Raw genomic sequence first — 25,303 nt, forward strand, 5'->3', positions numbered from 1 at the left:
AGGCCGGCGACCGGGCGGCCGCCGAGCGCCGGCACCTCACGTACTACCGCGAGCTCGCCCGGCTCACCGACCCCGAACTCCGCACCGGACGCCAGGCCTTCGCGCTGCGGCGGCTGGAGACCGAGCACGACAACGTGCGCGGCGCACTCCGTACCGCCGTACGGCTCCGGGAGGAGCAGGAGATGCTCTGCCTGGTCCATGCGATGAGCTGGTTCTGGCAGCTGCGCAACCATCAGCACGACGCCCTCACCTGGCCTCGCGAGGCCATCGGCCTGGGGCCCGACCCGTTCGCGGAGCCCGTGACGCCGGCCGAGCCGTTCGCGGGGCGCTGCGTCGACGTCCCGCCGCCCTGGTCGGGGGAGCGGCTGCGGGAGGCGCGGCGCGGCGGACGCCTGCTCGCCCTCGCCACCGAGGGCGGCGAGGGCGCCACCGCGCTCGAACGCCCCGAGACCCGGGCCCGCCTCGACGCCGTCATCGCCGCCTACCGCCCCGGGCTGCCGCAGACCGCCCGGCACCCCGGCACCATGTGGTTCTTCGCGCAGCTGATGACGGGGCGGTTCCGCAGCCTCGACGAGACCCTCGCCGCGCTGGTGGCCGCCGCCCGCGCGCACGGCGACGGCTGGGACCTCGCCTTCGGGCTGCTGCTGCGCGCCAAGCTGCTGGGCGGCCAGGCGCAGGACGCCGAGGAGGCGCTGGCCCTGTTCGAGGCGGCCCACGACTCCTGGGGGATCGCCGAGTCCCTCGCCGCGCGCGGCGAGACGCACGAGCGGGCCGGGCGGACCGCCGAGGCCGCCGCGGACTTCGCGCGGGCCATGGACGCCGTCGCCCGGCTCGGCGCCCGCTCCCAGATCCCGGTGTTCAAGGCGCTCCTCGCCGCCGTCCGGCTCCGCACTCCCGCCGTGGCCGACGACCCGGTGGCGCGGGCCGAGGCGGAGCGCATGCTCGTCGAAGCGGCCGAGGAGTCGGGCGGGTCGGGCCACGAGGCCGTGAGCACTCCGCGTCTGCTCCTCGCCCAGCATTACGGCAACACCGGCCGCACGTCATCGGCGCGCGAGCAACTCCAGCTGATGTCGGGCGAGTTCGGTGACCTCACCGCGAGCCTGTTCCACGGGATGCTCGACGGGCTCGGCGGCTGGCTGGACTGCCTGGACGGGGCCTTCGAGGAGGCCGCCGTCCGGCTCGCGCGCGCCGTACGGCAGATGGAGACCCTCGCGTACCTCGTGGCTCCCTACCTGATCGTCACCCAGTTCGCCACCGCGGCCTGGGCGCGTGCGGAGACCGGCGCCGCCGAGGAGGGCGCCCGCCTCCTCGGCGCCTACGACGCGCACCGCGGCACGCCGGGCGGAGCGGGCATCCGCCCCCTGACGTCCCGCACGGAGGCCGCGCTGCGCGCGTCCGCCGAACAAGCGCTGCGCGCCGCGCTCGCCCCGGAGGTCTTCACCGCCCGGCACGCGGAGGGCGGCACCCTCTCCGTGGGGGAGGCGGCGGCACTGGTAAGGGGCTGAGCCGACGGCCCGGTCCGCTCGCGGGGCCCTTCAGCCGCGCATCGCCACCCGCTCCCGGGCCTCCGCCAGGTCCTCCGGCGTCGGGGCGTCGTCCTGGACAGGGGCGACAGGCCCTCGTCCCGGCGGCCGCCGGCCTGCCCGCCCCCGTCGACACGGCGCATGGACGGCACCGACACGGGCCGCGAGGCGGCGGCGCCCGGATGCGGGACGGGGGAGCGGCCACGAGAATGGCGAGTGCCTGCAGAACATTGCAGAAACAGGAGGCCGCGGCATGAACGGTGACACCGACAAGACGTCCCGGGGGGTCGGGGGGGACACTCCGACGCCCGACCGGCTGCTGCACGCCGGGTCGGAGGGCGAGTACACGGCGGAGGACGTGGTCCTCGCCTCCGGCCGTGACGTGAATCCGAAGAACCTGGCCTGGGCCGAACGGCGCATGGCGGAGAAGGGGCGCGCCTGCCTGGACGAGCTGCTCCCCTGAGGGATGTCGGGACGGGCCCGTTCGCCACCGGCCGGCGCACGGGCCTTCCCCATTTATGGAACACGTTCTACCGTGGCGCCGCACCGCGCGGAGCACCGAGCCACGGGAGACGCCATGCATCTCGAGTACACGCCCGCCCAGCACCGGCTGCGCGCCGAACTGCGTGCTTACTTCGCCGAGCTCGTCCCCGAGGACGTCCACGCCCGGTACGCCGACCCCGCCGCCCAGAAGCGGTTCTACCGCGAGACCGTGCGCCGTCTGGGCACCGACGGCTGGCTGGGCGTCGGCTGGCCCCAGGAGTACGGGGGGCGCGGGCTCACGCCCATGGAACAGTTCATCTTCTTCGACGAGGCCGCCCAGGCGGGCGTACCTCTGCCGCTGATGGCGCTCAACACGGTCGGGCCGACGATCATGCAGTTCGGCACCGACGAGCAGAAGGCGTACTTCCTGCCGAGGATCCTCTCCGGCGAGATCGACTTCGCGATCGGCTACAGCGAGCCCGACGCCGGCACCGACCTCGCCGCCCTGAAGACCCGCGCGGTCCGGGAGGGCGACGAGACCACCGGCCACTACGTCGTCGACGGACAGAAGATCTGGACCACCAACGGCGACACCGCCGACTGGGTGTGGCTCGCCGTCCGCACCGACCCCGCCGCCCCGCCACACAAGGGCATCACGATGCTCCTCGTCCCGACGACGGATCCCGGCTACTCCTGCACGCTCATCAACACCCTCGCCTCGCACGACACCACCGCGAGCTACTACGAGAACGTCCGCGTCCCCTGCTCCCGCCGGGTCGGCGAGGAGAACAAGGGCTGGCGGCTGATCACCAACCAGCTCAACCACGAGCGGGTCACCCTGGCCGCCCACGGCACCATGGCCATCCGCGCGCTCCACGACGTGCAGCGCTGGGCCACGGACACCAAGCTCGCCGACGGCCGCCGCGTCCTCGACCTCGGCTGGGTCCGCCGCACGCTGGCCCGCACCCACACCCGCCTCGACGCGATGAAGCTCCTCAACTGGCAGATGGTGAACGCCGTCCAGAACGGCACCCTCACCCCGCAGGACGCCTCCGCCGTGAAGGTCTACGGCTCCGAGGCCCGCCGCGACGCCTACGCCTGGCTCATGGAGATCACCGGCTCCGCGGGCGCCCTCAAGGAGGGCTCGGCCGGCGCCGTCCTGCACGGCGAACTCGAACGCGGCTACCGATCGGCCGTCATCTTCACCTTCGGCGGCGGCAACAACGAGATCCAGCGCGAGATCATCTCCTGGATCGGCCTGGGCATGCCCCGCGTCCGCCGCTGACCCCGGCGGTCCGGCGCCGGCGGCTCCGGTCGCGCGCCCGAGCCCCCTCCGCCGGGGCGTGAGAAGCGGGGTCCCCGGGCACCCGCTCCATACCCCGAATGCCCCGAATGTTCCGAATCCGCGCTCCGAGGCACCATGGACAGCGGAGGCACCATGGACAGCGAGATCCCCGTCCGGCCCGAGCTCGGCGCCGTGGTCGCCGGTGTCGACGGGTCCCCGACCGCGCGGACGGCCGCGCTCTGGGCGGCCGCCGAGGCGGACCGCCGGGGGCGGTCGCTGCACCTGGTGCACGCCGCCGACACCGACCGGCGCTCCCTGTTCGCCGACGCCGAGACGATCCAGTCGGTACGCGAAGCGGGCCGCGACCTGCTCGCCGAGACGGCGGACGCGGTGCACGAGCGCTTCCCCGACCTCACCCTGACCAGGGAGCTCAGCCGCCGGGAGCCGATCGCCGGCCTCCGGGCGGCCGCCGGCCGCCAGGGCACGATCGTGGTGGGGCACCGGGGCCTCGGCGGCTTCGCCACGCTCATGCTCGGCTCCGTCGGACTGGGCATGGCGGCCCGCGCCGACGTGCCGGTGATCGTCGTACGCGGCGAGGCCGAGCGCCCCGAGACGGGCTCGGTGACCGCGGCCGTGCACGACGCCTCGGACCTGGAGTGGCTGTTGGTCGCGGCGGCGGAGGCGCACGCCCGCAAGGCCGCGCTGCGCCTGGTCAGTGTCTGGAACGTGCTCCTGCACGCCGGAAGGGTCGCGACCATGCTCGACGACCTCGACGGGGTCGCCCGGCGGCGCGTGCACAAGGCGAAGGAGCTCGCCGACCGGGTCCGTGAGGTCTATCCCGACCTGATCGTCGGACACCACGTCGAGACGGGCACGAGCACCCCCGGCATCCTGATCGACGCCAGCGGCCGTACCGACCTGATCGTGATGGGTCGCGGGCGCCGTCCCCTGGGTGTCGGACCGTCCCTGGGGCGCGTCGCGCACGCGCTGATCCACCACGCCCACTGCCCGGTGGAGATCGTTCCGTCCGGCTTCACGGCGCGGGGCGAGGAGACGTGAGGGGTGGAGTTCCCGCTGCCCCGGGCGGTGGTGTGCCCGCCGCCCGGGGCGCGGCGGAGGGCGGGCGCGGAGGCGTCCCTCAGGACGCCCCGCTCCTCGTGGCGGGGCCCGCGTGCGAGCGGTCGTGGTCGTCGGAGTACGCCGCGAAGATCCGGTCGGGCGGCCCGCCGCTGCGCAGGAACCGTTCGTCGAGCACGGTGGCCAGGTCCTCCAGCGCCATGCGCAGGACCGACGCGGAGAGCCGGACGTCCGGGTGCTCGGCCCGGGCCGCCTGGTCCGCCAGGACGGTGGCGTGGCCGAGCTGGCGGGGCAGGGACGTGTTCTCGTCGCCGTCGAAGAAGTAGTACGACTCGGCGTACTGGAGGAAGTCGACCGTGACCGTGGCGATGCCCGAGGCGAGACCGTCGAGGAGCGCGGCGCCCCCGGCCGAGTCGAGGGCCCGCTCGTCGGCCGGGCTGCGCCGCACGTGGGACAGCCGCAGGGCGAGGGTCCGGCGGCGGGCCAGGGCCGGGTAGATGCCGAGGATCCAGGCGACGGTCGCCGACAGCAGGGCGAAGCCGATCAGGGCCTCCATGGGGGCGAGCACCCGCAGCCAGCCGGAGGTGGGAGCGATGTCTCCCAGGCCGAGCGTGGCGAGGGTGACCATCGAGTAGTAGAAGGCGTCGAGCGGGCCCGCGTGCTCGGCGGGCGTGAGTCCGGTGGCGTACGAGAAGTCCTCGGGCATGTGCGGCCAGTAGATGAGGCCCCAGCCCACGGCCACGGTGAGGGACCAGAGGGCGACGACGGCCAGCATGCCCGTCGGGCCCGAGAGTCCGGCCGACCGCCACGGCGTGCTGCGCCGGCTGGAGACGTGCCACACGGCCCGCATCACCACTCTGCTCAGTCCGCCGTGCCGGGTGGGGTGCCAGAGGGTGTGGAAGACGTCGCGGAGGATGAACAGCACCAGCGCGCCCCCGACGAGGCTCAGCAACCAGGTCATTCCGCTGCCCACCGCCCGACCCCCGCACGGGCCTCCATCCGGTGCCGCACGACGGCCGTCAGGGCCGAGAGCCGCATCGACGCCGCCGGCACCGGCGCCACGGGACGCTCGACGCGCCGGGCCTCCTCCGGCAGCTCGGCGAGATCGGCCTCGAAGCGGGCACGGGCCGCGGCCAGGCTGTCCGGCGGGTCCGTGCGGAGCCCGCCCCGCATCATCGTCCGCAGCAGCGGCTCCGTACCCCCGGGGGGCTCCTCGTTCGCGAGGCCGATCACGTCGCGCAGCGCCTCGCCCCGGAAGACCTGCTTGCGCCCGGGGGCCGTCGCCTTCGCGGAGGCGAGCTTCATGACGGGCCGCCCGTCGTACTCGACCAGCTTGTACGCCATGTCGAGGTACGGGGCGTCGGCGGCCGTGCCGACCTTCGTCCCCACGGCGTACGCGTCGATCGGCGCCCCGTCCCGCACCAGGCGGTCGACCTCGTACTCGTCCAGGCCGCCGCTCGCGATGATCCGCACGCCGGCGGGCCCGGACGCGTCGAGAGCGGTGCGCGCCCGGCGGGCAAGGGCGCCCAGGTCGCCGCTGTCCAGGCGGATCGCGCACTCCGGGCCGAGCCCGAGGTCCGCGAGGACCCGCGCGGCGGTCGCGACCCCGCGCTCGGGGTCGTACGTGTCGACGAGGAAGGTCACCGGGCCCGGATGGGTACGGGCGAAGGCCCGGAACGCCGCCTCCTCCGAGGGGAAGCTCTCGACGTACGAGTGGGCCATCGTGCCCGCCGCCGCGATCCCGTACCGGCGGGCGGCGGCGACGTTGCTCGTGCCGGCGAAGCCGACGAGGGCGCCCAGGCGCGCCGCCTGCATCCCGGCCTCGGGCCCGTGGGCCCGGCGCAGCGAGAAGTCGATCAGCGGACGCCCGGCGGCGGCGAGCACACAACGCGCCGCCTTGGAGGCGACCGCCGTCTGGTGGCAGAGAAGGGACAGCAGGTACGTCTCCACGAGCTGCGCCTGCGGCAGCGGGGCGGTGACCTCCAGGAGCGGTTCGCCGGCGAGGACCAGCCGTCCTTCGGGCACGGCGCGCACCTCCCCGTCGAAGGACAGGCCGTGCAGCGGTTCGAGGTCCTCGACGGGCCGTCGCAGGGCCGCGGCGAAGTCCTCGAGGTCGGAGCGGCCCACGCGGAAGCGGGCGAGGTAGTCCAGGGCGGCTTCGACCCCGGCAGCGACGAGGAACCCCCGGCCCGGCGGGAGGTCGCGGACGAAAAGGCTGAACGTAGCCGGGGCCCGCATGTCCTCCCGCAGGTACGAGAGCGCCATCGTGACCTCGTACAGGTCGGTGGTCGTGACCTGGGACATGCTTCGATCATGCGCGGCGTGCCCGCGTCCCGCACGGGGACGGGCTCCGGGGGAGCCGTTCAGGCGTGCGGGACCAGGGCGACCGGCGCGCGGCTGTGGTGGAGGGCGGAGTGGGCCACGCTGCCGAGGTGCGAGCCGAGCGTCGAGTGGCGGCTGCGCCGGCCGACGACCAGAAGGGCCGCGTCCTCGGCGGCCTGCACCAGCTCCTGCCCGGCCGAGCCGATCGCCACGCGCCCGGTGGCCGCCACGTCGGGGAAGTCCCCGCGCCACGAGGCGAGGAGATCGTCCAGCGAACGCTGGATCTCCGGGGCCAGGGTGACACGGAAGTCCGGCACGACGGCCGGGCCGATGCGCGCGTAGAAGGGCAGCTGCTGCGCGTACACCACGTCCAGCGCGGCGTGCCTCCTGGACGCCTCCGAGAAGGCGAACGCCAGGATGTCGTCGGCGGGTTCCCGCAGATCGACCCCCACCGTCACCGGGCCCTGCGGATCGGGCGTCCCGAGGGACCGTACGAGGACGACGGGGCACTCGGTCCGGGCGGCGACCGTCATCCCGACCGAGCCGACGAGGTAGCCGGCCACACCGCTCATGGCGCGCGAGCCGAGGACCAGCAGCTCGGCGCCCTCCGCCGCGGCGACGAGGCTCACCACGGGCTGCGAGGGCAACACCCGGGTGGTGACCGCGAGGCCGGGACGGCGCTCGTGCAGCGCGGTCGCCGTGCGCGCGAGCAGCTCCTCGGCCCAGGCCTCGGAGTGCTCCCGCGGGGTGAGCGGCAGGAGGACCTCCGGGGACGGCTCCTCCACGTGCACCAGGTGGACGCGGGTGCCGCGCAGCACGGCCTCGTCCGCCGCCCACTCCGCGGCGGCGTTCGCCTGTTCCGTGCCGTCCAGGCCGACCACGATGCTCGCCGTCATGACGGGTCACCTCCGTGCCCACCATCATTCGCGCCCCTGGGGGCGCGGGCCACTTCACGCGGTGGCGGGCGGCTCCTGCGGGGCGACGGCGTCCTGCGGGGCGACGCCGAGGAAGTGCCGGGCGAGCACGTCCAGGGCCGCCTGGACCTCGGGCAGATGACGCGGCGCGTCGGCCCCGAGCGCGGCCATGAGAGCGGACTCGACGCCGGTGGCGCGCACCTGGGCCACGCGCTCGGAGACCTCGCCCGCCTGCCTGACCAGCACGCGGCGCCGGTCGGCGGGATCCGGGGCGGTCACGACCGACCCGGCTTCCCTGAGGCGGGCGACGGCCGCGGACACCTGGCTCTGCGGGAGGCCGGTGCGGGCGACGATCTCGCTGATGGCGCTGTCCGGGTGCGCGGCGATGTCGCTGGCGACGATCAGGACCAGGCGGTTGCCGCCGGCGTGGCGGTCGGTGCCGCCGGGCGGCTCGGGCAGGGCGTCCTCGCCGATCTTCATCAGCGTGCGCCCCAGCAGAAACAGCTCGACTCCGTTCACGCGCGCAGCGTACATCGAAAAAGATCTATCGATCTGGATCCATCCATCTAGATGTATCGAATCCGATGGGATATGGTGGAGGCAGAAGGCGGGACGGAGAGTCCGTCCCGCCTGGCAAGGGGGAGCACCATGTCCACGACGCGATCCGCGAATCTGCCCGCGACCTCGTCCGCCACTCCGTCCGCCGCTGCGTTCGCGACCTCGTCCGCAGTCCCGTTCGCGGCGGTGCTGGAGGTCCCGGGCGCCGTTCTGCACTACCAGGTCCAGGGGGCCGGTCCCGTCCTGCTCATCTCGCAGAGCGGCGAGGGCGACGCCGACCGCACCGTCGATCTGGTCCCGCACCTCGCCGACGCGTTCACGGTGGTCACCTACGACCGGCGCGGGCTGTCCCGGAGCCGGCTGGAGGACCCGCAGCGCACCGCCACGCTGGCCGAGCACGCCGACGACCTCCGGCACGTCCTGGCCACCGTCACCGACGAGCCCACCCTGATGCTCGGTTGCAGCTTCGGCGGTCTCGTCGGTCTGCACGCGGCCCTGCGGCACCCCGGCCTGATCCGCACCCTGATCGCCCACGAGCCCGTCGCCCCCCGGCTCCTGCCGGACGGGGAACGCGTCCACCACGAGCGCGAGCTGGCCGCCCTCGTCGACCTCTACCGCGGCCAGGGGCTGGGGGCCGCGTTCCCGGAGATGGCCCGCGTGGTCGGGATCGACCCGTCGGGGAAGGACGCCGAGCCCGGCCTCACACCCCAGCCGCTCGACGCCGGTCGGGTCGCCAACTTCGACCGCTTCCTCCGGCACGACTTCGCCGCCATCCTCGACGACACCCTCGATCCCGAGCGGATCGCCTCACTGGGTTCCGCCGGCACCCACGTCATACCGGCCGCCGGTCTCACGACACCGCGGACGGTCTTCGACTACCGCTGCGCGGAGGTGCTGGCCGAACTGACCGGCAACGCGTGCGAGTTCATGCCCGGCGGGCACAACGGCAACACCAGCCACCCGCGGGCCTACGCGGCCCGCGTCCGGCAGATACTCGGCGCCTAGGGTCCAGGGGGCGGCGGTCACAGCCAGCCGTTGCGCTTGAAGCCTCGGTGGATGAGGAAACAGGCCACCGCGATGACCCCGAGGGCGAACGGGTAGCCGTAGGTCCAGTGCAGCTCGGGCATGTGCTCGAAGTTCATCCCGTACACACCGCAGACCATGGTGGGCACGGCGATGATGGCCGCCCACGCCGTGATCTTGCGCATGTCCTCGTTCTGGGCGACGGTCACCTGGGCCAGGTGCGCCTGAAGAATGGAGTCGATGAGGCCGTCGAAGGCGTTGATCTGCTCGCCGGCGCGGGCCAGATGGTCGGCGACGTCACGGAAGTACGGCTGTATCGCGGCGTCCACCGAGGGGCAGGCCTCGGTGGCGAGCGTCGCGACAGGGCGGGAGAGCGGCACCACGGCCCGCTTCAGTTCGAGGAGTTCGCGCTTGAGCTGGTAGATGCGACCGGCGTCGGCGGACTCGGCACCGCGTGGCGCGAACACGTCGGTCTCGACCTGCTCGATGTCCGACTGCACGGCGTCGAGGACACCGAGGCAGTCGTCGACGACCTGGTCGGCGATCGCGTGCAGCACAGCGGAAGGGCCCTTCGCCAGCTGCTCGGGGTCGGCCTCCAGCGCCTCCCGCAGCGGCCCGAGGGAGCCGTGCCGGCCGTGCCGCACGGTGACCACGAAGTCGGGGCCGGTGAACACCATCAACTCGCCGGTGTCGACGACCTCGCTGGTGGCCGTCAGCCGCTCGTGCTCGACGTACGTGACCGTCTTGAACACCGTGAACAGGACGTCGTCGTACCTCTCGAGCTTCGGTCGCTGGTGGGCGTGGACGGCGTCCTCCACGGCCAGCGGGTGGAGGCCGAAGAGCTCCGCCACGCCCTCGAACTCCTCCTCGGACGGCTCGTGCAGACCGATCCACACGAAGCCGTCGCCGTGCTTGCGCACCTGCCGCAGGGATTCCTCGATGCCGTCCGCCGCCCGGAGGCGGCGGCCGTCACGGTAGGCGACACAGTTGACGACCGTGGTGCCGAGCGGGGAGCGTGCCGGATGACTCAGATCCACCCGGCGCGCCCGCCGCGCCAGCCGCGCCATCCTGCGCAGGCCTCCCACCATCGACATGCCGCCACTCCTTCACCAGGTCCGGGCCGGTCGAGGAGCTCCTGCCCGCCCGGGCGCCTTCTGTGCTGCACCGGACCCTACGTGCCCCGACACGCAGGGCGAAGGGCCCTCCGGGACGACGTGACGCAAAACGGGAGGTTCCGCCCCCGAACGGCCACGGCCACGGGCACGGCCCGCCGGAACGGGAGCCGGCACGCGCTGCCGTGGCGGGAACCGGGATGCTGGAATGGGTCCATGCCAGCCACCCCGTCCCACACCGACCTGCTCGTCATCGGCGGAGGCCCGGCCGGCTGCGCCGCCGCCCGCATGGCCGCCGGCGTCGGCATGCGCTCGATCCTGATCGAGCCGGACGCCCTGTGCCGCAACCTCTATCGCATCCCCGCCCTGAACAACGTCCTCGGCGGCCACACCAGCGGCCCCGCGCTCGCCGACGCCATCACCGACGAGCTCGAGAACACGGAGCTGTGCCGACTCGAACTCGGCCGCCGCGTCACGCACCTCCAGGTCATCGACCGTCCGTCCGGCACCTCTGGCCACGGCACGTTCCCCCACGCCACCTCTCCCCGCGCCGCTTCCCCTGACGCCAATGCCGCCCACGCCAATGCCGCCCACGTCACCGTCACCCTCGACACCGGCGCCCGCCTCACCGCGCCCTACGCCGTCGTCGCCACCGGAGTCGGCCCCCTCCAGCCCGGGGACGTCCCCTGGATCACCGCCCCGGACGGCCGAGCCCTGCCCCCGCTCTGGCAGGCCGGCGCGGACGACGCGGCGGGCCGCACGCTGCTCGTCCTCGGCGGCGACCGTCCCATCGGGACCTTCCTGCGGGCCCACCCGACGACCGCCACGCGGCTGCTGGTGGCGTATCCGGCGGCCGACGCGTACAAGACCGAGGAGATCCGTGACGACCCTCGCGTCACGCTCCTGCCCGTCGACCACCTGACGCTCCGGCGCGACGGGGGAGCGGCGACCGTGACCGCGGAGGCGGTCGGCCCGCTCGGCGGCCGGCGGACGCTCACGGCGGACGCCGCCTACGTCAGCATCGGCAACGCGCCGACCGCCCCGCCCGGCGACCTGGTCCGCGGCGCGGACGGCTACTGCCCGCCCGGCGACCAGCACCCTCGCCTCATCGTGGCCGGCGACCTGCGCTCCGCCCGCTACCAGCGGATCATGACCGCCCTGGGCTCCGGCAGCGAGGCGGCGCTCCGGGCCTACTACGCCTCACGCGAACTGCCCGCCTGACCGCGCCCGCCCAGCCCCCGCCCGCCCGACCGGGCAGCTCCCCGTGGGCGCGCCGGACCCCGGCGTACGGCATCGCCGTCCCACCCGGCGCCGGCGCCCCGCCGAAAAAATGCCCGCGAAGCGCACAGCCTGCCTTCGATACGATGCCGACGGCCCGCAACACCCTGCGTCACCTGCCATGACGTCGCCGAGACCATCGGGTCGTGGGTGTGCGGCCTCCCGACCCGGGACCCGCCGAAGCAGTCGCATCGGCGCCTTACGTACGAAATGGAGCATCCGCGGATGGCTCGACACCTGGTAACCAGCGCGCTTCCCTACATCAACGGGATCAAGCACCTGGGCAACATGGTCGGGTCGATGCTCCCGGCGGACGTGTACTCCCGGTACCTCCGCCGACGTGGTCACGACGTGCTCTACATCTGCGCCACCGACGAGCACGGCACGCCGGCCGAGCTGGCCGCCAAGGAGGCCGGGCTCTCGGTCGCCGAGTTCTGCGCGCGGGCGCACGACGCGCAGAAGGCCGTCTACGACGGCTTCGAGCTCGCCTTCGACCACTTCGGGCGCAGCTCCTCGCCGCAGAACGTCGAGATCACCCAGCACTTCGCGCGGAAGCTGCACGAGAACGGGTTCATCGAGGAGCGGGCGATCCGGCAGGTGTACTCGCCGGTCGACGGACGTTTCCTGCCGGACCGGTACGTCGAGGGCACCTGCCCGCACTGCGGTTACGACAAGGCCCGCGGCGACCAGTGCGAGAACTGCACGCGCGTGCTCGACCCGACCGACCTGGTCGAGCCGCGCTCGGCCATCAGCGGGTCCACGGACCTCGAGGTCCGGGAGACCAAGCACCTCTTCCTCCTGCAGTCCAAGCTCCAGCACGAGGTCGAGGAGTGGATCGCCGCCGTCGGCGACGAGTGGCCGCACCTGTCCACCTCGATCGCCCGCAAGTGGCTGACCGAGGGTCTGAACGACCGCTCCATCACCCGCGATCTGGACTGGGGCGTGCCCGTACCGGCCGACACCTGGCCGGAGCTGGCCGCCGAGGGCAAGGTCTTCTACGTCTGGTTCGACGCCCCGATCGAGTACATCGGCGCGACGAAGGAGTGGGCGGACGCCGCTCCCGACGGAGAGGTCCGCGACTGGAAGTCGTGGTGGTACGAGGCCGACGACACCGTCCGCTACACGCAGTTCATGGCGAAGGACAACGTCCCCTTCCACACGGTGATGTTCCCGGCCACCGAGCTCGGCGTACGCGAACCGTGGAAGAAGGTCGACCTCGTCAAGGGCTTCAACTGGCTCACGTACTACGGCGGCAAGTTCTCCACCTCGCAGAAGCGCGGTGTCTTCACCGACGCGGCGCTGGAGATCCTGCCCGGCGACTACTGGCGCTACTTCCTCATCGCCAACGCGCCCGAGTCCGACGACTCCTCCTTCACCTGGGAGCACTTCACCGCCACGGTCAACAAGGACCTCGCCGACACCCTCGGCAACTTCGTCAACCGTGTGCTCTCCTTCTCCCGCAAGCGGTTCGGCGACGAGGTGCCGGCCGGCCACGCGGCCGGCGAGGCCGAGGCGAAGCTCGGCGCGGAGATCGCGCGGCTGCTCGGCGAGTACGAGGAGCAGATGGAGGCCCTGCAGTTCCGCAAGGCCGCCGCCGCCCTGCGTGCGCTGTGGTCCGCGGGCAACTCCTACCTGGAGGAGAAGGCCCCCTGGCTGGAGATCAAGACCGACCCCGAGGGCGCCGCGCTGACGCTGCGCACCGCGATGAACCTCATCCATCTGTACGCCGTCGTCTCCGAGCCGTTCATCCCGGCCACGGCCGCCGCGATGCGCGGGGCCTTCGTCCTGGAGGACGACACCGCGACCTGGGTGACCGCCGAGCAGGCCGCGGCCCTGGACGCCGTCCCGGCCGGCACCGCCTTCACGGTGCCGCCGGTGCTGTTCGCGAAGATCACGGAGGAGGACCTGGAGTCCTTCCGTGTCCGCTTCGGCGGCGGCACGGACGCCTGACACACCGGTCGACCGGCCGTCTGGCCCGACCGACCGACAGGGGCGTCCCCGCCCGGATTCCCCCGTCGGCACCGACGCCAGAAGGTCCCCGTACTCCCGTACGGGGACCTTCGGCGTTCGACGGTTCGGGGACGCCCCCGTACCGGAGTGCGGGGATCCGCGCCTCAGTCCGGGCGGCTCTCGAACGCGCCCAGAATGCGTTCGGCGGCCAGGGTCGCCGTCAGTTCCCCGTTCCTGACCTGACGCTCGACGTCCGGGGTGAGCGCCCGGACGGCCGGGTCCGAGTGGAGGCGGTTGAGGAGCTCCTCACGCACCATCGTCCAGGCCCAGTCGACCTGCTGGTCCCGGCGCCGGGCGTCGAGCCGGCCGGTGGCGTCGAGCAGCGAGCGGTGCTTCTCCAGGCGCTCCCACACCTCGTCGAGGCCGGTCGACTCACGGGCGCTGCAGCTGAGGACCGGCGGGGTCCACACCGCTTCGCGGCCGTGCATCAGCCGCAGCGCGCCCGCGAGTTCCCGGGCGGCGGCGCGCGCGTCCGTCGTGTGCGGGCCGTCCGCCTTGTTGACCGCCACGACGTCCGCGAGTTCCAGGACGCCCTTCTTGATGCCCTGGAGCTGGTCTCCGGTGCGCGCGAGGGTGAGCAGCAGGAAGGTGTCGACCATGTTGGCGACCGCCGTCTCCGACTGCCCGACGCCGACGGTCTCCACCAGGATCACGTCGTACCCGGCGGCCTCCATCACCACCATCGACTCGCGGGTCGCCTTGGCGACGCCGCCGAGCGTGCCCGCGCTGGGGGAGGGGCGGACGAAGGCCGCCGGGTCCACCGCGAGCCGCTCCATCCGCGTCTTGTCGCCCAGGATCGAGCCGCCCGTGCGCGTCGAGGACGGGTCCACGGCGAGCACCGCCACCCGGTGGCCGAGGCCGGTGAGCATCGTGCCGAAGGCGTCGATGAAGGTGGACTTGCCCACCCCGGGCACCCCGCTGATCCCGATCCGCCGGGCCCGGCCGCTGTGCGGCAGCAGCCGGGTCAGCAACTCCTGGGCCAGCGCCCGGTGGGCGGGCCGGGTGGACTCGACGAGGGTGATGGCGCGCGCCACGAGCGCACGCTTCCCCTCCCGTACACCCTTCTCGTACGTGTCGATGTCGATCGCCATGGGGTCAGAGATCGTGCCCCAGGTCGGCCGACAGGCGCCGCACCAGGTCCGCAGCCGCGTCCGGGATCACCGTGCCCGGCGGGAAGACCGCCGCGGCGCCCATCTCCAGGAGCGTGGGCACGTCCTGGGGCGGGATGACCCCGCCGACCACGATCATGATGTCCTCGCGGCCCTCCGCGGCCAGCTCCTCCCGCAGCGCCGGGACGAGCGTGAGGTGACCGGCCGCGAGGGACGAGACACCCACGATGTGGACGTCCGCCTCGACGGCCTGCCGGGCCACCTCGGCCGGGGTCTGGAACAGCGGGCCGACGTCGACGTCGAAGCCCAGGTCGGCGAAGGCGGTCGCGATCACCTTCTGGCCGCGGTCGTGGCCGTCCTGGCCCATCTTGGCGACCAGGATGCGGGGACGCCGGCCCTCGGCCTCCTCGAAGGAGTCGACCAGCGCGCGGGTGCTGTCGACGGACGGGGACTCGCCTGCTTCGTTGCGGTACACGCCGGAGATCGTACGGATCTGGCCCGCGTGCCGTCCGTACACCTTCTCCAGGGCGTCCGAGATCTCGCCGACCGTCGCCTTGGCGCGGGCGGCGCGCACGGCCAGCTCCAGGAGGTTGCCGTCGCCTCCGGCCGCCCGGGTGAGGTCGTCGAGCGCGTCCCGGCAGGCCCGCTCGTCGCGCTCCTCGCGCAGCCGCCGCAGCTTGTCGATCTGCTGTGCGCGCACGGAGGAGTTGTCGACCTTCAGGACCTCGATCTGCTCGTCGCCGTCGACGCGGTACTTGTTCACGCCGATGACCGGCTGACGGCCCGAGTCGATCCGGGCCTGCGTACGGGCCGCGGCCTCCTCGACGCGCAGCTTCGGGATGCCCGCGTCGATGGCCTGCGCCATGCCGCCGGCCGCCTCCACCTCCTGGATGTGCTGCCAGGCCCGGCGCGCCAGGTCGTAGGTGAGCCGCTCCACGTAAGCGCTGCCGCCCCACGGGTCGATGACCCGGGTGGTGCCCGACTCCTGCTGGATGAGCAGCTGGGTGTTACGGGCGATGCGGGCCGAGAAGTCGGTCGGCAGGGCCAGCGCCTCGTCGAGCGCGTTGGTGTGCAGCGACTGGGTGTGCCCCTGGGTGGCGGCCATCGCCTCCACACAGGTGCGCGTGACGTTGTTGAAGACGTCCTGGGCGGTCAGCGACCAGCCGGAGGTCTGCGAATGCGTGCGCAGCGAGAGCGACTTGGCGTTCTTCGGGTCGAACTCCTTGACCAGCTTCGCCCACAGCAGGCGGGCCGCGCGCAGCTTGGCGACCTCCATGAAGAAGTTCATGCCGATCGCCCAGAAGAACGACAGGCGCGGCGCGAACGCGTCCACGTCCAGACCGGCCTCCCGGCCCGCCCGGATGTACTCGACACCGTCCGCCAGCGTGTACGCCAGCTCCAGGTCCGCCGTCGCTCCGGCCTCCTGGATGTGGTAACCCGAGATGGAGATGGAGTTGTAGCGCGGCATGTGCTGCGAGGTGAAGGCGAAGATGTCGGAGATGATCCGCATCGACGGCTTCGGCGGGTAGATGTAGGTGTTGCGGACCATGAACTCCTTGAGGATGTCGTTCTGGATGGTCCCCGTGAGCTTCTCGGCCGGCACCCCCTGCTCCTCGGCCGCGACGATGTACAGCGCGAGGACGGGCAGCACCGCCCCGTTCATCGTCATCGACACCGACATCCTGTCCAGCGGAATGCCGTCGAAGAGCTGTCGCATGTCGTAGATCGAGTCGATCGCCACGCCCGCCATGCCGACGTCGCCGGTGACGCGCGGGTGGTCGCTGTCGTAGCCGCGGTGCGTCGGGAGGTCGAAGGCGACCGACAGACCCTTCTGACCGGCCGCCAGGTTGCGCCGGTAGAAGGCGTTGGACTCCTCGGCCGTCGAGAAGCCCGCGTACTGCCGGATCGTCCAGGGCTGGTTGACGTACATCGTCGGGTACGGGCCGCGCAGGTACGGCGCCATGCCCGGGTACGTCCCGAGGAAGTCGACGTCCGCCAGGTCACGGCCGGTGTACAGCGGCTTGACCGCGATGCCCTCCGGCGTCTCCCACAGCAGGTCGTCCCCGCCGGCGGCGCCCTTGACGGCGGCGTGCCACTCCTCGGCGCTGCCCGCCGGGGTCGGGGATCCGAGGTCGATCCCGGTGAAGTCGGGGATTCCCATCAGGACACTCCCATGCGGTCGAGGGTGGCGGAGAGGACGGCGACGGCGTCGCACCCCGCGAAGACGTGGCTGTCGACACCGGTGTACGTTCCCCGGCCGGCCAGCGAGACGTGCGCCGCACCGGCCGCGCGGAGGGCGGCGGCGGTGGACTCGGCCTGCTCCTCGTACAGCGCGTCGCTGGAGCACAGGCAGGCCTCGGTGGCCCCGCTGTCCTCGAAGGAGCCCTCGGTGACGGGCTCGATGCCGCCCGCCTGGAACAGGTTGGCGGCGAAGGTGAGCCGGGCGGTGTGCGCGGCGGCGGGCCCGAGGGCCGCGAGGTACACCCGCGGCCGGGCGCCGGTCGCCGCCAGGTGGGCGTCGGAGCGGGCGCGCAGCGCCTCGTAGGCCTCGTCGCGCCGTACGCGGGGGAGACCTCCCTCCGGCGCGGCGGGCGCCGGCTCGCGCACCACCGGCTTCTCCGCCAGGTGCGGGAACTCGCTGACTCCCGTGACGGGTTCGCGGCGCTTGGCGAGGGCCTTGGACCGCTCCGCCCAGGTGGCGGCGAGGCGCTCCCGCAGCGTGCCCGAGCGCAGCGCGGCAGCCTGGCCGCCCGCCTGCTCGAGTTCCTGGAAGAACTCCCAGGCGGCCTGGGCGAGTTCGTCGGTCAGGGTCTCCACGTACCAGGAGCCGCCGGCCGGGTCGATCACCCGGGAGAGGTGCGACTCCTCGATGAGGATCGTCGAGGTGTTGCGGGCGATCCGGCGCGCGAAGGCGTCCGGCAGGCCGAGCGCGTGGTCGAAGGGGAGGACCGTGACCGACTCGGCGCCGCCGACCCCGGCCGCCAGCGTGGCGACGGTGGTGCGCAGCATGTTCACCCACGGGTCACGGCCGGTCATCATCACCGAGGACGTCACCGCGTGCTGGAGTTGCGCTCCGGCCGCCGGGGCGCCACAGGCCTCGGCGACCCGGGCCCACAGGCGCCGGGCGGCACGGAACTTGGCGATCGTCAGGAACTGGTCGGCGGTCGCCGCGTAACGGAACTCCAGCTGGCCGAGGGCCTGTTCGACCGTGAGGCCGCCGCCGGTGAGCGCGCGCAGGTAGGCGACGCCGGTCGCGAGCGAGGCGCCCAGCTCCTGCGCGGCCGAACCGCCGGCCTCGTGGTAGGGCAGCGCGTCGACGGTGAGGGCGCGCAGTCCCGGGTACGCCTCGGCGCACAGCCGGGCGAGGGCCACCGTCGCGGGGAAGCCGTCGCCGTCGTACGCCGCGCCGGTGCGCGCCTCCGTACCGAGCGGGTCGGCGCCGAGGTTGCCGCGGACGGCCTCGGGGGCGATGCCGCGACGGGTGTGGATGTCGAGGAGTTCGGTGGCGGCGGCCGGGGTGTCGGCGCCGGCCTCCAGGACGACCGGTGCCAGGTCGAGGTACACGCCCTGGAGGGTCCGGTCGAGCTCGGCCACCGGAATGCCGCCCGGCCCCACGGCCAGCCACAGCGAGCTGACGCCGTTCTCCAGGTCGGTGAGGACCGCCTCCGGGTCGGCGGTCGCGTGCCGCTGACGCACGTCCCAGCCGCCCGCCGTGTTGCCCTCGGCCCGGCCGGACCGGACGAACGGGGCGAAACCGGGAAGTCCGGGATCGGGCGCGCCGTCGGCGGACGTGTAGAGGGGCCGGGCTCGCAGACCGCCCTCCAGCACGCTGGAGAGCGCGTCCTCGGCCTCGGTGTCAGGGATGTCCTTGCCCGACCTGCTCAGCACGCCCGCCACGAGGCGCTGCCACTGTGCATGGGTCGCTGCGGGGAACTCGGCGGCCAGGGAAAGGCCGTCGTCAGGCAGCACTGTCATGCCCGGATGCTAGGCCAGATACGCAACGGAGCAGCAGGGTGATCAGCTGTGACCTTGACCTCTCCGGATCGGCCTTGATCGGGCAACACCTTCCGTGCTCGACCGCTCCGTGCCGGCGAGGGTGCTCCGCCGTCCGAACGGGACGGCAACCTTGTGCTCCCGGCCCCACACGAGTGGGTGATCAAACGCCCCCAGGGCCGTCCGCGACGCTCCCGGCGGGTGATCGCTCCCTAGTATTCCCGCACATGTCGCTCTGGCTGCTCAACCACTTCAGCACCTTCACCCTCGCCCTCGTCACCGTCGGCGGGACCGTCGCCCTCGCGGTCGCCGGAAGCGTGCTCGCCCGCCGCAAGTACCCGTCCCTCGCCGAGGGCGAGCACAACGAGATGGTCGGGGTGACGCTGGGGATGTTCGGCGCGATCTACGGGATCATCCTCGCCTTCGTCATCGTCACCCTCTGGACGCAGCTGGACAGCACGCAGACCATCGTCGCGACCGAGGCCACCGACGTCGCCCTCATCGCCCGCGACGCCGCCGCCTTCCCGCCGCCGGTCCGCGGCGAGGTCGACGCCGCGCTCAGCGGCTACGTCCACGCGGTCGTGGAGGACCAGTGGCCCCGGATGCGCGCGGGAGAACCGAGCTACGGGGCCACCGCCGTCAAGCTCGAGGACGTGTTCGAGGCACTCCAGGCGTACGAGCCGAAGACCGCGCGCGAAGAGGTCTTCTACGAGGAGGCCGTCGGCCGCCTCAACGACGTCGCCGGCCAGCGCCGGGCCCGCCTGACCATGGCCGAGCAGGAACTCCCGCCGCTGCTCCAGGTCCTGGCCTTCGGCGGCGCGATCGTCCTCATCCCCCTCACCTTCCTCTACGGCATGCGCAGAATGCGGATCCAGCTCCTCTTCGTCTCCTCGGTCGCCGCCCTCATCGGCTTCAGCCTGCTGCTGGTGTTCGTCCTCGACCGCCCCTTCGCCGGCGACCTCAGCGTGAGCCCCGCCCCCTACCGGGAAGGCGCGCTGGCCCGGTACTGGACCGGAGGGGCCGGAGAGGCCGGATAGGCCGCACCGCCCGGCCGGGCGGGCACGTCCTCGGCCTCCTCGCCGCCCGGCTCCGGGCGGAACCGGTCGACTCGGCCGTCGCCGAGGAGGTTTGGCAGACTGAGCGGTTCGATCATGTGATCCGTCATCGACCCGCTTGAGGAGTCGCGCCGTTGAGCGTCACCATCGCAGGACAGATAGACATCGCGGGCCCGGTGGGCAAACTGCTCCACCGGCGTCCGCTGCAGAACGACACGGTCATGCAGGGGTTCGGCATCGACCCCGTGTCCGACGACATCTTCGTGCTGCAGATCATGCAGGGCGGCATCCGCCTCCCCGACGAGCCGGCCGCCGTCGACTACCCGACCCGCAAGACGAACGGCGACCTGTGCCTGACCCGGCTCAGCCCGGCCGGCGCGATCACCGGGTACATGTACCTGCGCGGGTTCGGACACGGCGTCAGCCTGGGTGTGGAGAACCGCGACGGGGCGATCTGGCTCTGGACCGAGACCGCGTCCTCGCCCAACAGCAAGAACGAGGGCTACGGCACGGCCGTGACCAGCTTCCCGTTCAGCACCGGCACGACCATCGACTACGGCACCTCGGCCCACACACCGCCGCACCAGCCGGACCCCGCCTGTCGCGGCATCACGCCCACCATCGACCGCAGCGCCGGCGAGCTCGTGGTCCGCTTCAACCTCAACGGCGTGATGACCTTCGAGCGGTACGACCTGGCCAAGGCGGCCGCCGGGATCTGGGAGCCGCTCCAGCGGCTCCAGCCGAACGTCCCGGCGGACGGCGTCGACTTCCAGGGATACGCCTCCCACGCCGGCGTGCTCTACACGCTGAAGGGCCAGAGCCTCGAGACGGCCCCGCTGCCCGGCAACACGTACCTCACCGCCTTCGAGTGGGCCACCGGCGCCCAGCTCGACCACCAGCACATCACCGCCGGCCCCGGCCTGGAGTGGCGCGAGCCGGAGGGCATGGCCGTCTCCGTCCGCGACGGTGTCCCGCACCTGCACTTCGGCTTCGCCTGCGAGAACCCCGGCCCGCGCACCTGCACGATCATGTCCCTGTCCGCGGCCCCGGAGACCGACGGCGTGAAGGTCCTCACGGACTGGCAGCCGATCACCCTCGCCGCCGGGGTGAGCGTCGACCAGAGCGCTCCCCAGGCACGCCTGATCAGCCTCGCCGGCACCACGACCCTTCAGCTCGCCGGTGGGGTCCGGGGTCCCTTCAGCGCCGACACCGTCCTCGGCACGCTGCCCGACTCCCTCACGCCGAGCGTCGCCGCCCGCGCCACCGTGCCCCGCGACAACGCCCTCGGCGGCCCCGCCGTCGCCCGCGTCGAGGTCGGCGCCGACCGCGCGGTGCGGCTCTACGGCGGACGCGCCGCGAACCCCATCGCGTGGGCGCAGCTCGACAACTTCAGCGCCGTCTGGCGCTGACCCCCCACTTCTCCCGGTTTCAAGGAGCCCATACCCATGTCGCAGAACCGCCGCAGCGTCCTCGGCGCGGCCCTCGCCCTGCCCGCCGCCCTCACCGTCGGCGGCCTCGCCGCCGCCACCCCGGCGGCCGCCGCCCCCGGCACGGTCGACGCCGGCGCCTGGACCCCGCTGGTCCTGGAGTCCGGCATCACCCCCAACCCGAGCGCCGTCCCCGAGGTCCGGCTCGTCACCATCGCCGGCACCACCTTCCTCCAGGCCCGCGGCCTGGTCACCTGCAACCTCGCGGGCGACGCCAAGATCGGACGGCTGCCCGACGGCTTCACCCCGCCGACCGGCTACGTGCGCGCCGCCGTCCCCCGCAACAACAGCCAGGGCATCAACGCCTGCCGCCTGGAGATCAACCCGGCCGGCTCCGTCAGCGTCTTCGGCGCCAACACCGGCAACCCGATCACCTGGGTCCAGTTCGACTCCGTGCAGACGATCTGGCGCTGAGCCGTCGACCCGCGCGGGCCCCGGTCCCAGGTCCTGTCGTCGAACTCCCGTCGTTGCCCGGAGGGCAGGCGGCAGTTGGACGACAGGGCCTAGCCTGGGTCCATGCGGTCGGACGCGACGAAGCACGACGCCGACCCGGGGCTCTTCGGCCCCGGGTCCGTGACCTGGCAGCTCCACGGCGACCCCGTCATGTGGATCGGCGGGGTGCGCGCCCTGTACCTCCAGGCGCTGCACCCCGTCGCCGTCCGCGGAGTCATGATCAACAGCGACTTCCGCCGGGACCCCTGGGGCCGGCTCATGCGCACCGCGAGCTTCGTCGGCACCCTCAGCTACGGCACCACCGAGGCGGCCGAGGCCGCCGGCGCCCGGGTCCGCAAGATCCACCGGCTGCTCGGCGTCGACGACCCGGAGCTGCTGCTCTGGGTGCACTGCGCCGAGATCGACTCGTACCTCCACGTGGTCCGCCGCTCCGGCATCCCCCTCACCGACGCCCAGGCCGACCGGTACGTCGCCGAACAGCGCGCCTCCGCCCGGCTCGTGGGACTCGACCCCGAGGAGGTGCCCGACAGCACCGCCGCCCTCGCCCGCTTCTTCGAGCAGATACGCCCGCGGCTGACCGGCGGCGCCGACGCGCTCACCGTGGACGCGTTCCTGCGCAGACCCCCGGTCGCTCCGGCGCTGCGCCCCGCGCGCGACGTGATCTGGCGGCGCGTGTCCGCCCTCGCGTACGACACCCTGCCTCCGTACGCCCACGAGCTCTACGGGCGTCCCGCGCCGCCGCCCGAGCGCGTCACCTACCGCCTGACAGCCCTGGCCAATCTGCTGCGCTGCGTGCCCGACCGGATCCGCTGGCGGCTGCCCCCGCGGCACATCCTGCGCGCGATGGACCGGCTCGGCCCGGAGACCCGACCCGTGCCGTACAGTCTGCGGACCACGGCCGCCATACTGGACGGGCCGGGGAGGGAGCGGCACGACAACGGGGCAAACGGGGGCGACAGCACGCGATGGCGGACACGGACACCAGGCTGATCCAGGGCCGGTACCGGCTGCAGGAGGTGATCGGCCGCGGCGGCATGGGCGAGGTGTGGCGGGCCACCGACGAGTCGCTCGGCCGGCGCGTCGCCGTCAAGTGCCTCCGGCCGCTCGGCCAGCAGCGCAGCCCCGACAACCTCGCCGTCCTGCGCGAGCGCTTCCGGCGTGAGGCGCGGGTCGCCGCCGCGCTCCAGCACCGCGGCATCACCGTGGTGCACGACTTCGGCGAGTCCGAGGGCGTGCTCTTCCTCGTGATGGAACTCCTCGACGGCCGCAACCTCAGCCAGCTCCTCGGCGACAACGGCAAGCGGCCGCTCCCCGTCCCCCAGGTCGTCGACATCGCCGAGCAGGTCGCCGACGCCCTCGCCTACACCCACCGCCAGGGCGTCGTGCACCGCGACCTCAAGCCCGCGAACATCGTGCGGCTCGGCGACGGCACCGTGAAGATCTGCGACTTCGGGATAGCGCGACTCGGCGCCGACATCGGCTTCACCTCACGGCTCACCGGCACCGGCATCGCCATGGGCACCCCGCACTACATGAGCCCGGAGCAGATCGGCGGCGGCGAGGTCGACCACCGCAGCGACCTGTACTCCCTGGGCTGCGTCCTGTACGAGCTGGCCACCGGCGTCCCGCCCTTCGACATGGACGACACCTGGGCCATCCTCATCGGACACCGCGACACCCGGCCCGCGCCGCTGCGCAGCCACCGCTCCGAAGTTCCCGACTACCTCGACCTCCTCGTCCTCGAGCTGCTCGCCAAGACACCCGACGGCCGGCCCTCCGACGCGGCCGAACTCCGTGACCGCCTCAGCACCGGCCGCGCGTCCGTCAGCGGTGCCTGGACGATTCCGCCGCCGGTGCCGGCCGCGCTGCCCGCGCTGCCCGCGTGGGCCCGCGCCATGGGCATCGGCCGCCCCGCCACGACGGCCCCCGCCGGACGGGCCACCGACGTGTACGACCCGGCCACCGCGCTCACCGGCGAGTGGACCCGTGCCGTCCGCCCGGCCACTTCGCCCCAGGCCCCCGCCACGGCCGCCGAGCTCGCCGCCGTGCTCGCCGGGCGGCACCGGGCCGGGCTCGGCCTCGGCCGGCTCGGTCGCTGGGAGGAGGCCGCCGCGCTGCTCGGGACGGTCGTCCGGGACCGTACGCACGTGCTCGGCGCCGACCACCCCGACACCCTCGCCAGCGGTTACGAACTCGCCTTCGCGGTCTCCCGTCTGGGCCGGCCCGCCGAGGCCCTGCGCCGGTTCGGCGCCGTCGCCGAGGGGCGGGCCAGGACCCTCGGCGCCGACCACCCGGACACCCTCGCCGCCCGCCAGGAGACCGCCTACGTCCTGGGCGGCCTGGGCCGGCACGCCGAGGCGCACTCGGTGTACGAGGAGGTGCTCGCCGCCCGCGAGCGCACCATGGGCGCCGAGCACCCCGACACCCTGCGCTGCCGCCACAACCTGGCCTTCACCCTCGTCCGGATCGGCCGCGTCCCCGAGGCCTACGCGACCGCGCGCGAGGTCGCCGACGCCCGCGCCCGGCTGCTCGGCGCCGACCACCCCGACACCCTGGCCACCCGGCACGAGATCGGCCACGCGCTGGGCCGGCTCGGCCGCTGGCCGGCCGCGCTCGACCAGTACCGCGAGGTCGCCGAGGCACGCCACGCCGTCCTCGGCCCGGACCACCCCGACACCCTCGCCACCCGCTACGAGACCGGGATCTGCCTGGGCCGCCTGGGGCGTGCCGAGGAGGCCGCCGCGCTCTACCGCGAGCTCGTCGAGGCGCGCACCCGGACCTCCGGGCCCGAGGACCCGGAGACGCTGCGGGCCCGCCACGGCCTCGGCGTGAACCTCGGCCGGCTCGGGCGTTGGGAGGAGGCGCTCACGGAGGCGCGCGCGGTGTGCGCCGCCCGGGCCCGCGTCCTCGGCGCCGACCACGCCGACACGCTGGCCAGTCGCCGCGAGGCCGCCATCGCCCTCGGCTGGCTGGGCCGCTGGGCGGAAGCCCTCACCGAATACCGCCGGATCACCGAGAGCCGCACCCGCCTCCTCGGGCCCGACCACCCGGACACCCGCGCCGCCCGCGCCGACGAAGCCCACTGCCGCGAGCGCCTCGCGTAGGCCTCCGCCGTGGCTGCGCGCCGCCCCGCCCCCCGTTGTAGGCGTTCGTCCCGCCGGTGCCGGACGGGTGGGCATAACGGGACGCAACCCCTTGCCGGGCCCAGGCTTCAGGGCCTGGACGCTCCGCACGAGGGGCGCGGCTCGTGGGGCGGGCGCAGGCGCGGGGAGCGGACGCGCCCGCAAGGGCGACGTCCCGTGTGCCCACCCGTCCCGCCCTGCGGGACGATTGCCCACACGGCGGTGGGCGGTGGTGGGGTGGCCCGTGCGGGTGGGGGGGCGCCCTGCGGGGGGCGGGTTGCCCACACGGCGGTGGGCGGTGGGCGGTGCTGGGGTGGCCCGTGCGGGTGGGGGGCGCCCTGCGGGGGGCGGGTTGCCCACACGGCGGTGGGCGGTGCTGGGGTGGCCTGTGCGGGTGGCGGGCGCCCTGCGGGGGGCGGGTTGCCCACACGGCGGACGTGGGAGCGCAGGGGCCGACGCTTGCAATCGCCGCGCGCACGGCATCTGGTGGGCGCGCTCG

19 protein-coding genes and 1 pseudogene are annotated in these 25,303 nt (G+C 73.6%); 12 read left to right on the top strand and 8 right to left on the bottom strand.

Annotation, left to right across the window (positions count from 1 at the left end; genetic code table 11):
* From ACIGXE_RS16630 to ACIGXE_RS16645, 4 genes and pseudogenes are all read left to right on the top strand, one after another.
* Positions 1-1,505, top strand: a pseudogene (locus ACIGXE_RS16630) (AfsR family transcriptional regulator); the annotation flags it as partial.
* Between the two features lie 271 nt (positions 1,506-1,776).
* On the top strand, positions 1,777-1,986 hold the full coding sequence (locus ACIGXE_RS16635; protein ID WP_399747867.1) for a hypothetical protein: 210 nt from the start codon (positions 1,777-1,779) through the stop codon (positions 1,984-1,986).
* Between the two features lie 114 nt (positions 1,987-2,100).
* Complete coding sequence (locus ACIGXE_RS16640; RefSeq protein ID WP_399747868.1) at positions 2,101-3,291, top strand: acyl-CoA dehydrogenase family protein; 1,191 nt, start codon at positions 2,101-2,103, stop codon at positions 3,289-3,291.
* A gap of 153 nt (positions 3,292-3,444) precedes the next feature.
* Positions 3,445-4,350, top strand: coding sequence for a universal stress protein (locus tag ACIGXE_RS16645; protein WP_399747870.1), 906 nt, complete (start codon positions 3,445-3,447; stop codon positions 4,348-4,350).
* A 79-nt stretch (positions 4,351-4,429) separates the two neighbouring features.
* Here ACIGXE_RS16645 and ACIGXE_RS16650 read toward each other — a convergent pair whose 3' ends face one another.
* Genes ACIGXE_RS16650 through ACIGXE_RS16665 form a run of 4 tightly spaced genes read right to left on the bottom strand, consistent with a single transcriptional unit; the run spans position 4,430 to position 8,123 of the window.
* Positions 4,430-5,329 (bottom strand): potassium channel family protein, encoded by a 900-nt coding sequence (locus tag ACIGXE_RS16650; RefSeq protein ID WP_399747872.1) that lies wholly within the window; start codon positions 5,327-5,329, stop codon positions 4,430-4,432.
* Complete coding sequence (locus ACIGXE_RS16655; RefSeq protein WP_399747874.1) at positions 5,326-6,672, bottom strand: nicotinate phosphoribosyltransferase; 1,347 nt, start codon at positions 6,670-6,672, stop codon at positions 5,326-5,328. Before ACIGXE_RS16655 ends, ACIGXE_RS16650 begins: the two co-directional genes overlap by 4 nt.
* 59 nt (positions 6,673-6,731) lie before the next feature.
* Entirely contained in the window at positions 6,732-7,586 is an 855-nt protein-coding gene (locus ACIGXE_RS16660; protein ID WP_399747876.1) for a universal stress protein, read from the bottom strand.
* Positions 7,587-7,640: 54 nt separating this feature from the next.
* Positions 7,641-8,123, bottom strand: a complete 483-nt coding sequence (locus ACIGXE_RS16665; RefSeq protein WP_399747878.1) for a MarR family transcriptional regulator — start codon at positions 8,121-8,123, stop codon at positions 7,641-7,643.
* Between the two features lie 129 nt (positions 8,124-8,252).
* On the opposite strand from ACIGXE_RS16665, the gene ACIGXE_RS16670 reads away from it, so the two are divergent.
* Positions 8,253-9,167: an alpha/beta fold hydrolase gene (locus ACIGXE_RS16670; protein WP_399747880.1), complete on the top strand. Its 915-nt coding sequence runs from the start codon at positions 8,253-8,255 to the stop codon at positions 9,165-9,167.
* A gap of 17 nt (positions 9,168-9,184) precedes the next feature.
* Here the strand turns inward: ACIGXE_RS16670 and ACIGXE_RS16675 are convergent, their stop codons facing one another.
* Positions 9,185-10,273: a magnesium and cobalt transport protein CorA gene (locus ACIGXE_RS16675; protein WP_399748486.1), complete on the bottom strand. Its 1,089-nt coding sequence runs from the start codon at positions 10,271-10,273 to the stop codon at positions 9,185-9,187.
* Between the two features lie 240 nt (positions 10,274-10,513).
* On the opposite strand from ACIGXE_RS16675, the gene ACIGXE_RS16680 reads away from it, so the two are divergent.
* Both ACIGXE_RS16680 and metG read left to right on the top strand, forming a co-directional pair.
* The gene (locus tag ACIGXE_RS16680) at positions 10,514-11,518 is read left to right on the top strand and encodes a pyridine nucleotide-disulfide oxidoreductase (RefSeq protein ID WP_399747882.1); all 1,005 of its coding nucleotides are present in this window, start codon (positions 10,514-10,516) and stop codon (positions 11,516-11,518) included.
* A 282-nt stretch (positions 11,519-11,800) separates the two neighbouring features.
* Positions 11,801-13,525: a methionine--tRNA ligase gene (gene metG / locus ACIGXE_RS16685; RefSeq protein WP_399747883.1), complete on the top strand. Its 1,725-nt coding sequence runs from the start codon at positions 11,801-11,803 to the stop codon at positions 13,523-13,525.
* Positions 13,526-13,689: 164 nt separating this feature from the next.
* Here metG and meaB read toward each other — a convergent pair whose 3' ends face one another.
* Genes meaB through ACIGXE_RS16700 form a run of 3 tightly spaced genes read right to left on the bottom strand, consistent with a single transcriptional unit; the run spans position 13,690 to position 18,669 of the window.
* Positions 13,690-14,676, bottom strand: coding sequence for a methylmalonyl Co-A mutase-associated GTPase MeaB (gene meaB, locus ACIGXE_RS16690; protein ID WP_399747884.1), 987 nt, complete (start codon positions 14,674-14,676; stop codon positions 13,690-13,692).
* A gap of 4 nt (positions 14,677-14,680) precedes the next feature.
* On the bottom strand, positions 14,681-16,855 hold the full coding sequence (gene scpA, locus ACIGXE_RS16695) for a methylmalonyl-CoA mutase (protein WP_399747885.1): 2,175 nt from the start codon (positions 16,853-16,855) through the stop codon (positions 14,681-14,683).
* Positions 16,855-18,669, bottom strand: a complete 1,815-nt coding sequence (locus ACIGXE_RS16700; RefSeq protein WP_399747887.1) for a methylmalonyl-CoA mutase family protein — start codon at positions 18,667-18,669, stop codon at positions 16,855-16,857. The genes scpA and ACIGXE_RS16700 overlap by 1 nt, the downstream gene beginning before the upstream one ends.
* 245 nt (positions 18,670-18,914) lie before the next feature.
* On the opposite strand from ACIGXE_RS16700, the gene ACIGXE_RS16705 reads away from it, so the two are divergent.
* From ACIGXE_RS16705 to ACIGXE_RS16725, 5 genes are all read left to right on the top strand, one after another.
* Positions 18,915-19,724, top strand: a complete 810-nt coding sequence (locus tag ACIGXE_RS16705; RefSeq protein ID WP_399747889.1) for a DUF4239 domain-containing protein — start codon at positions 18,915-18,917, stop codon at positions 19,722-19,724.
* A gap of 152 nt (positions 19,725-19,876) precedes the next feature.
* Positions 19,877-21,151, top strand: coding sequence for a hypothetical protein (locus ACIGXE_RS16710; protein WP_399747891.1), 1,275 nt, complete (start codon positions 19,877-19,879; stop codon positions 21,149-21,151).
* Between the two features lie 36 nt (positions 21,152-21,187).
* Positions 21,188-21,643: a hypothetical protein gene (locus ACIGXE_RS16715; RefSeq protein ID WP_399747892.1), complete on the top strand. Its 456-nt coding sequence runs from the start codon at positions 21,188-21,190 to the stop codon at positions 21,641-21,643.
* Positions 21,644-21,745: 102 nt separating this feature from the next.
* On the top strand, positions 21,746-22,672 hold the full coding sequence (locus ACIGXE_RS16720) for an oxygenase MpaB family protein (RefSeq protein WP_399747893.1): 927 nt from the start codon (positions 21,746-21,748) through the stop codon (positions 22,670-22,672).
* Entirely contained in the window at positions 22,648-24,786 is a 2,139-nt protein-coding gene (locus tag ACIGXE_RS16725; protein ID WP_399747895.1) for a tetratricopeptide repeat protein, read from the top strand. Before ACIGXE_RS16720 ends, ACIGXE_RS16725 begins: the two co-directional genes overlap by 25 nt.
* Positions 24,787-25,303 lie beyond the last annotated feature (517 nt).

Source organism: Streptomyces sp. NPDC053431, from assembly GCF_044544925.1.
GTDB lineage: Bacteria > Actinomycetota > Actinomycetes > Streptomycetales > Streptomycetaceae > Streptomyces.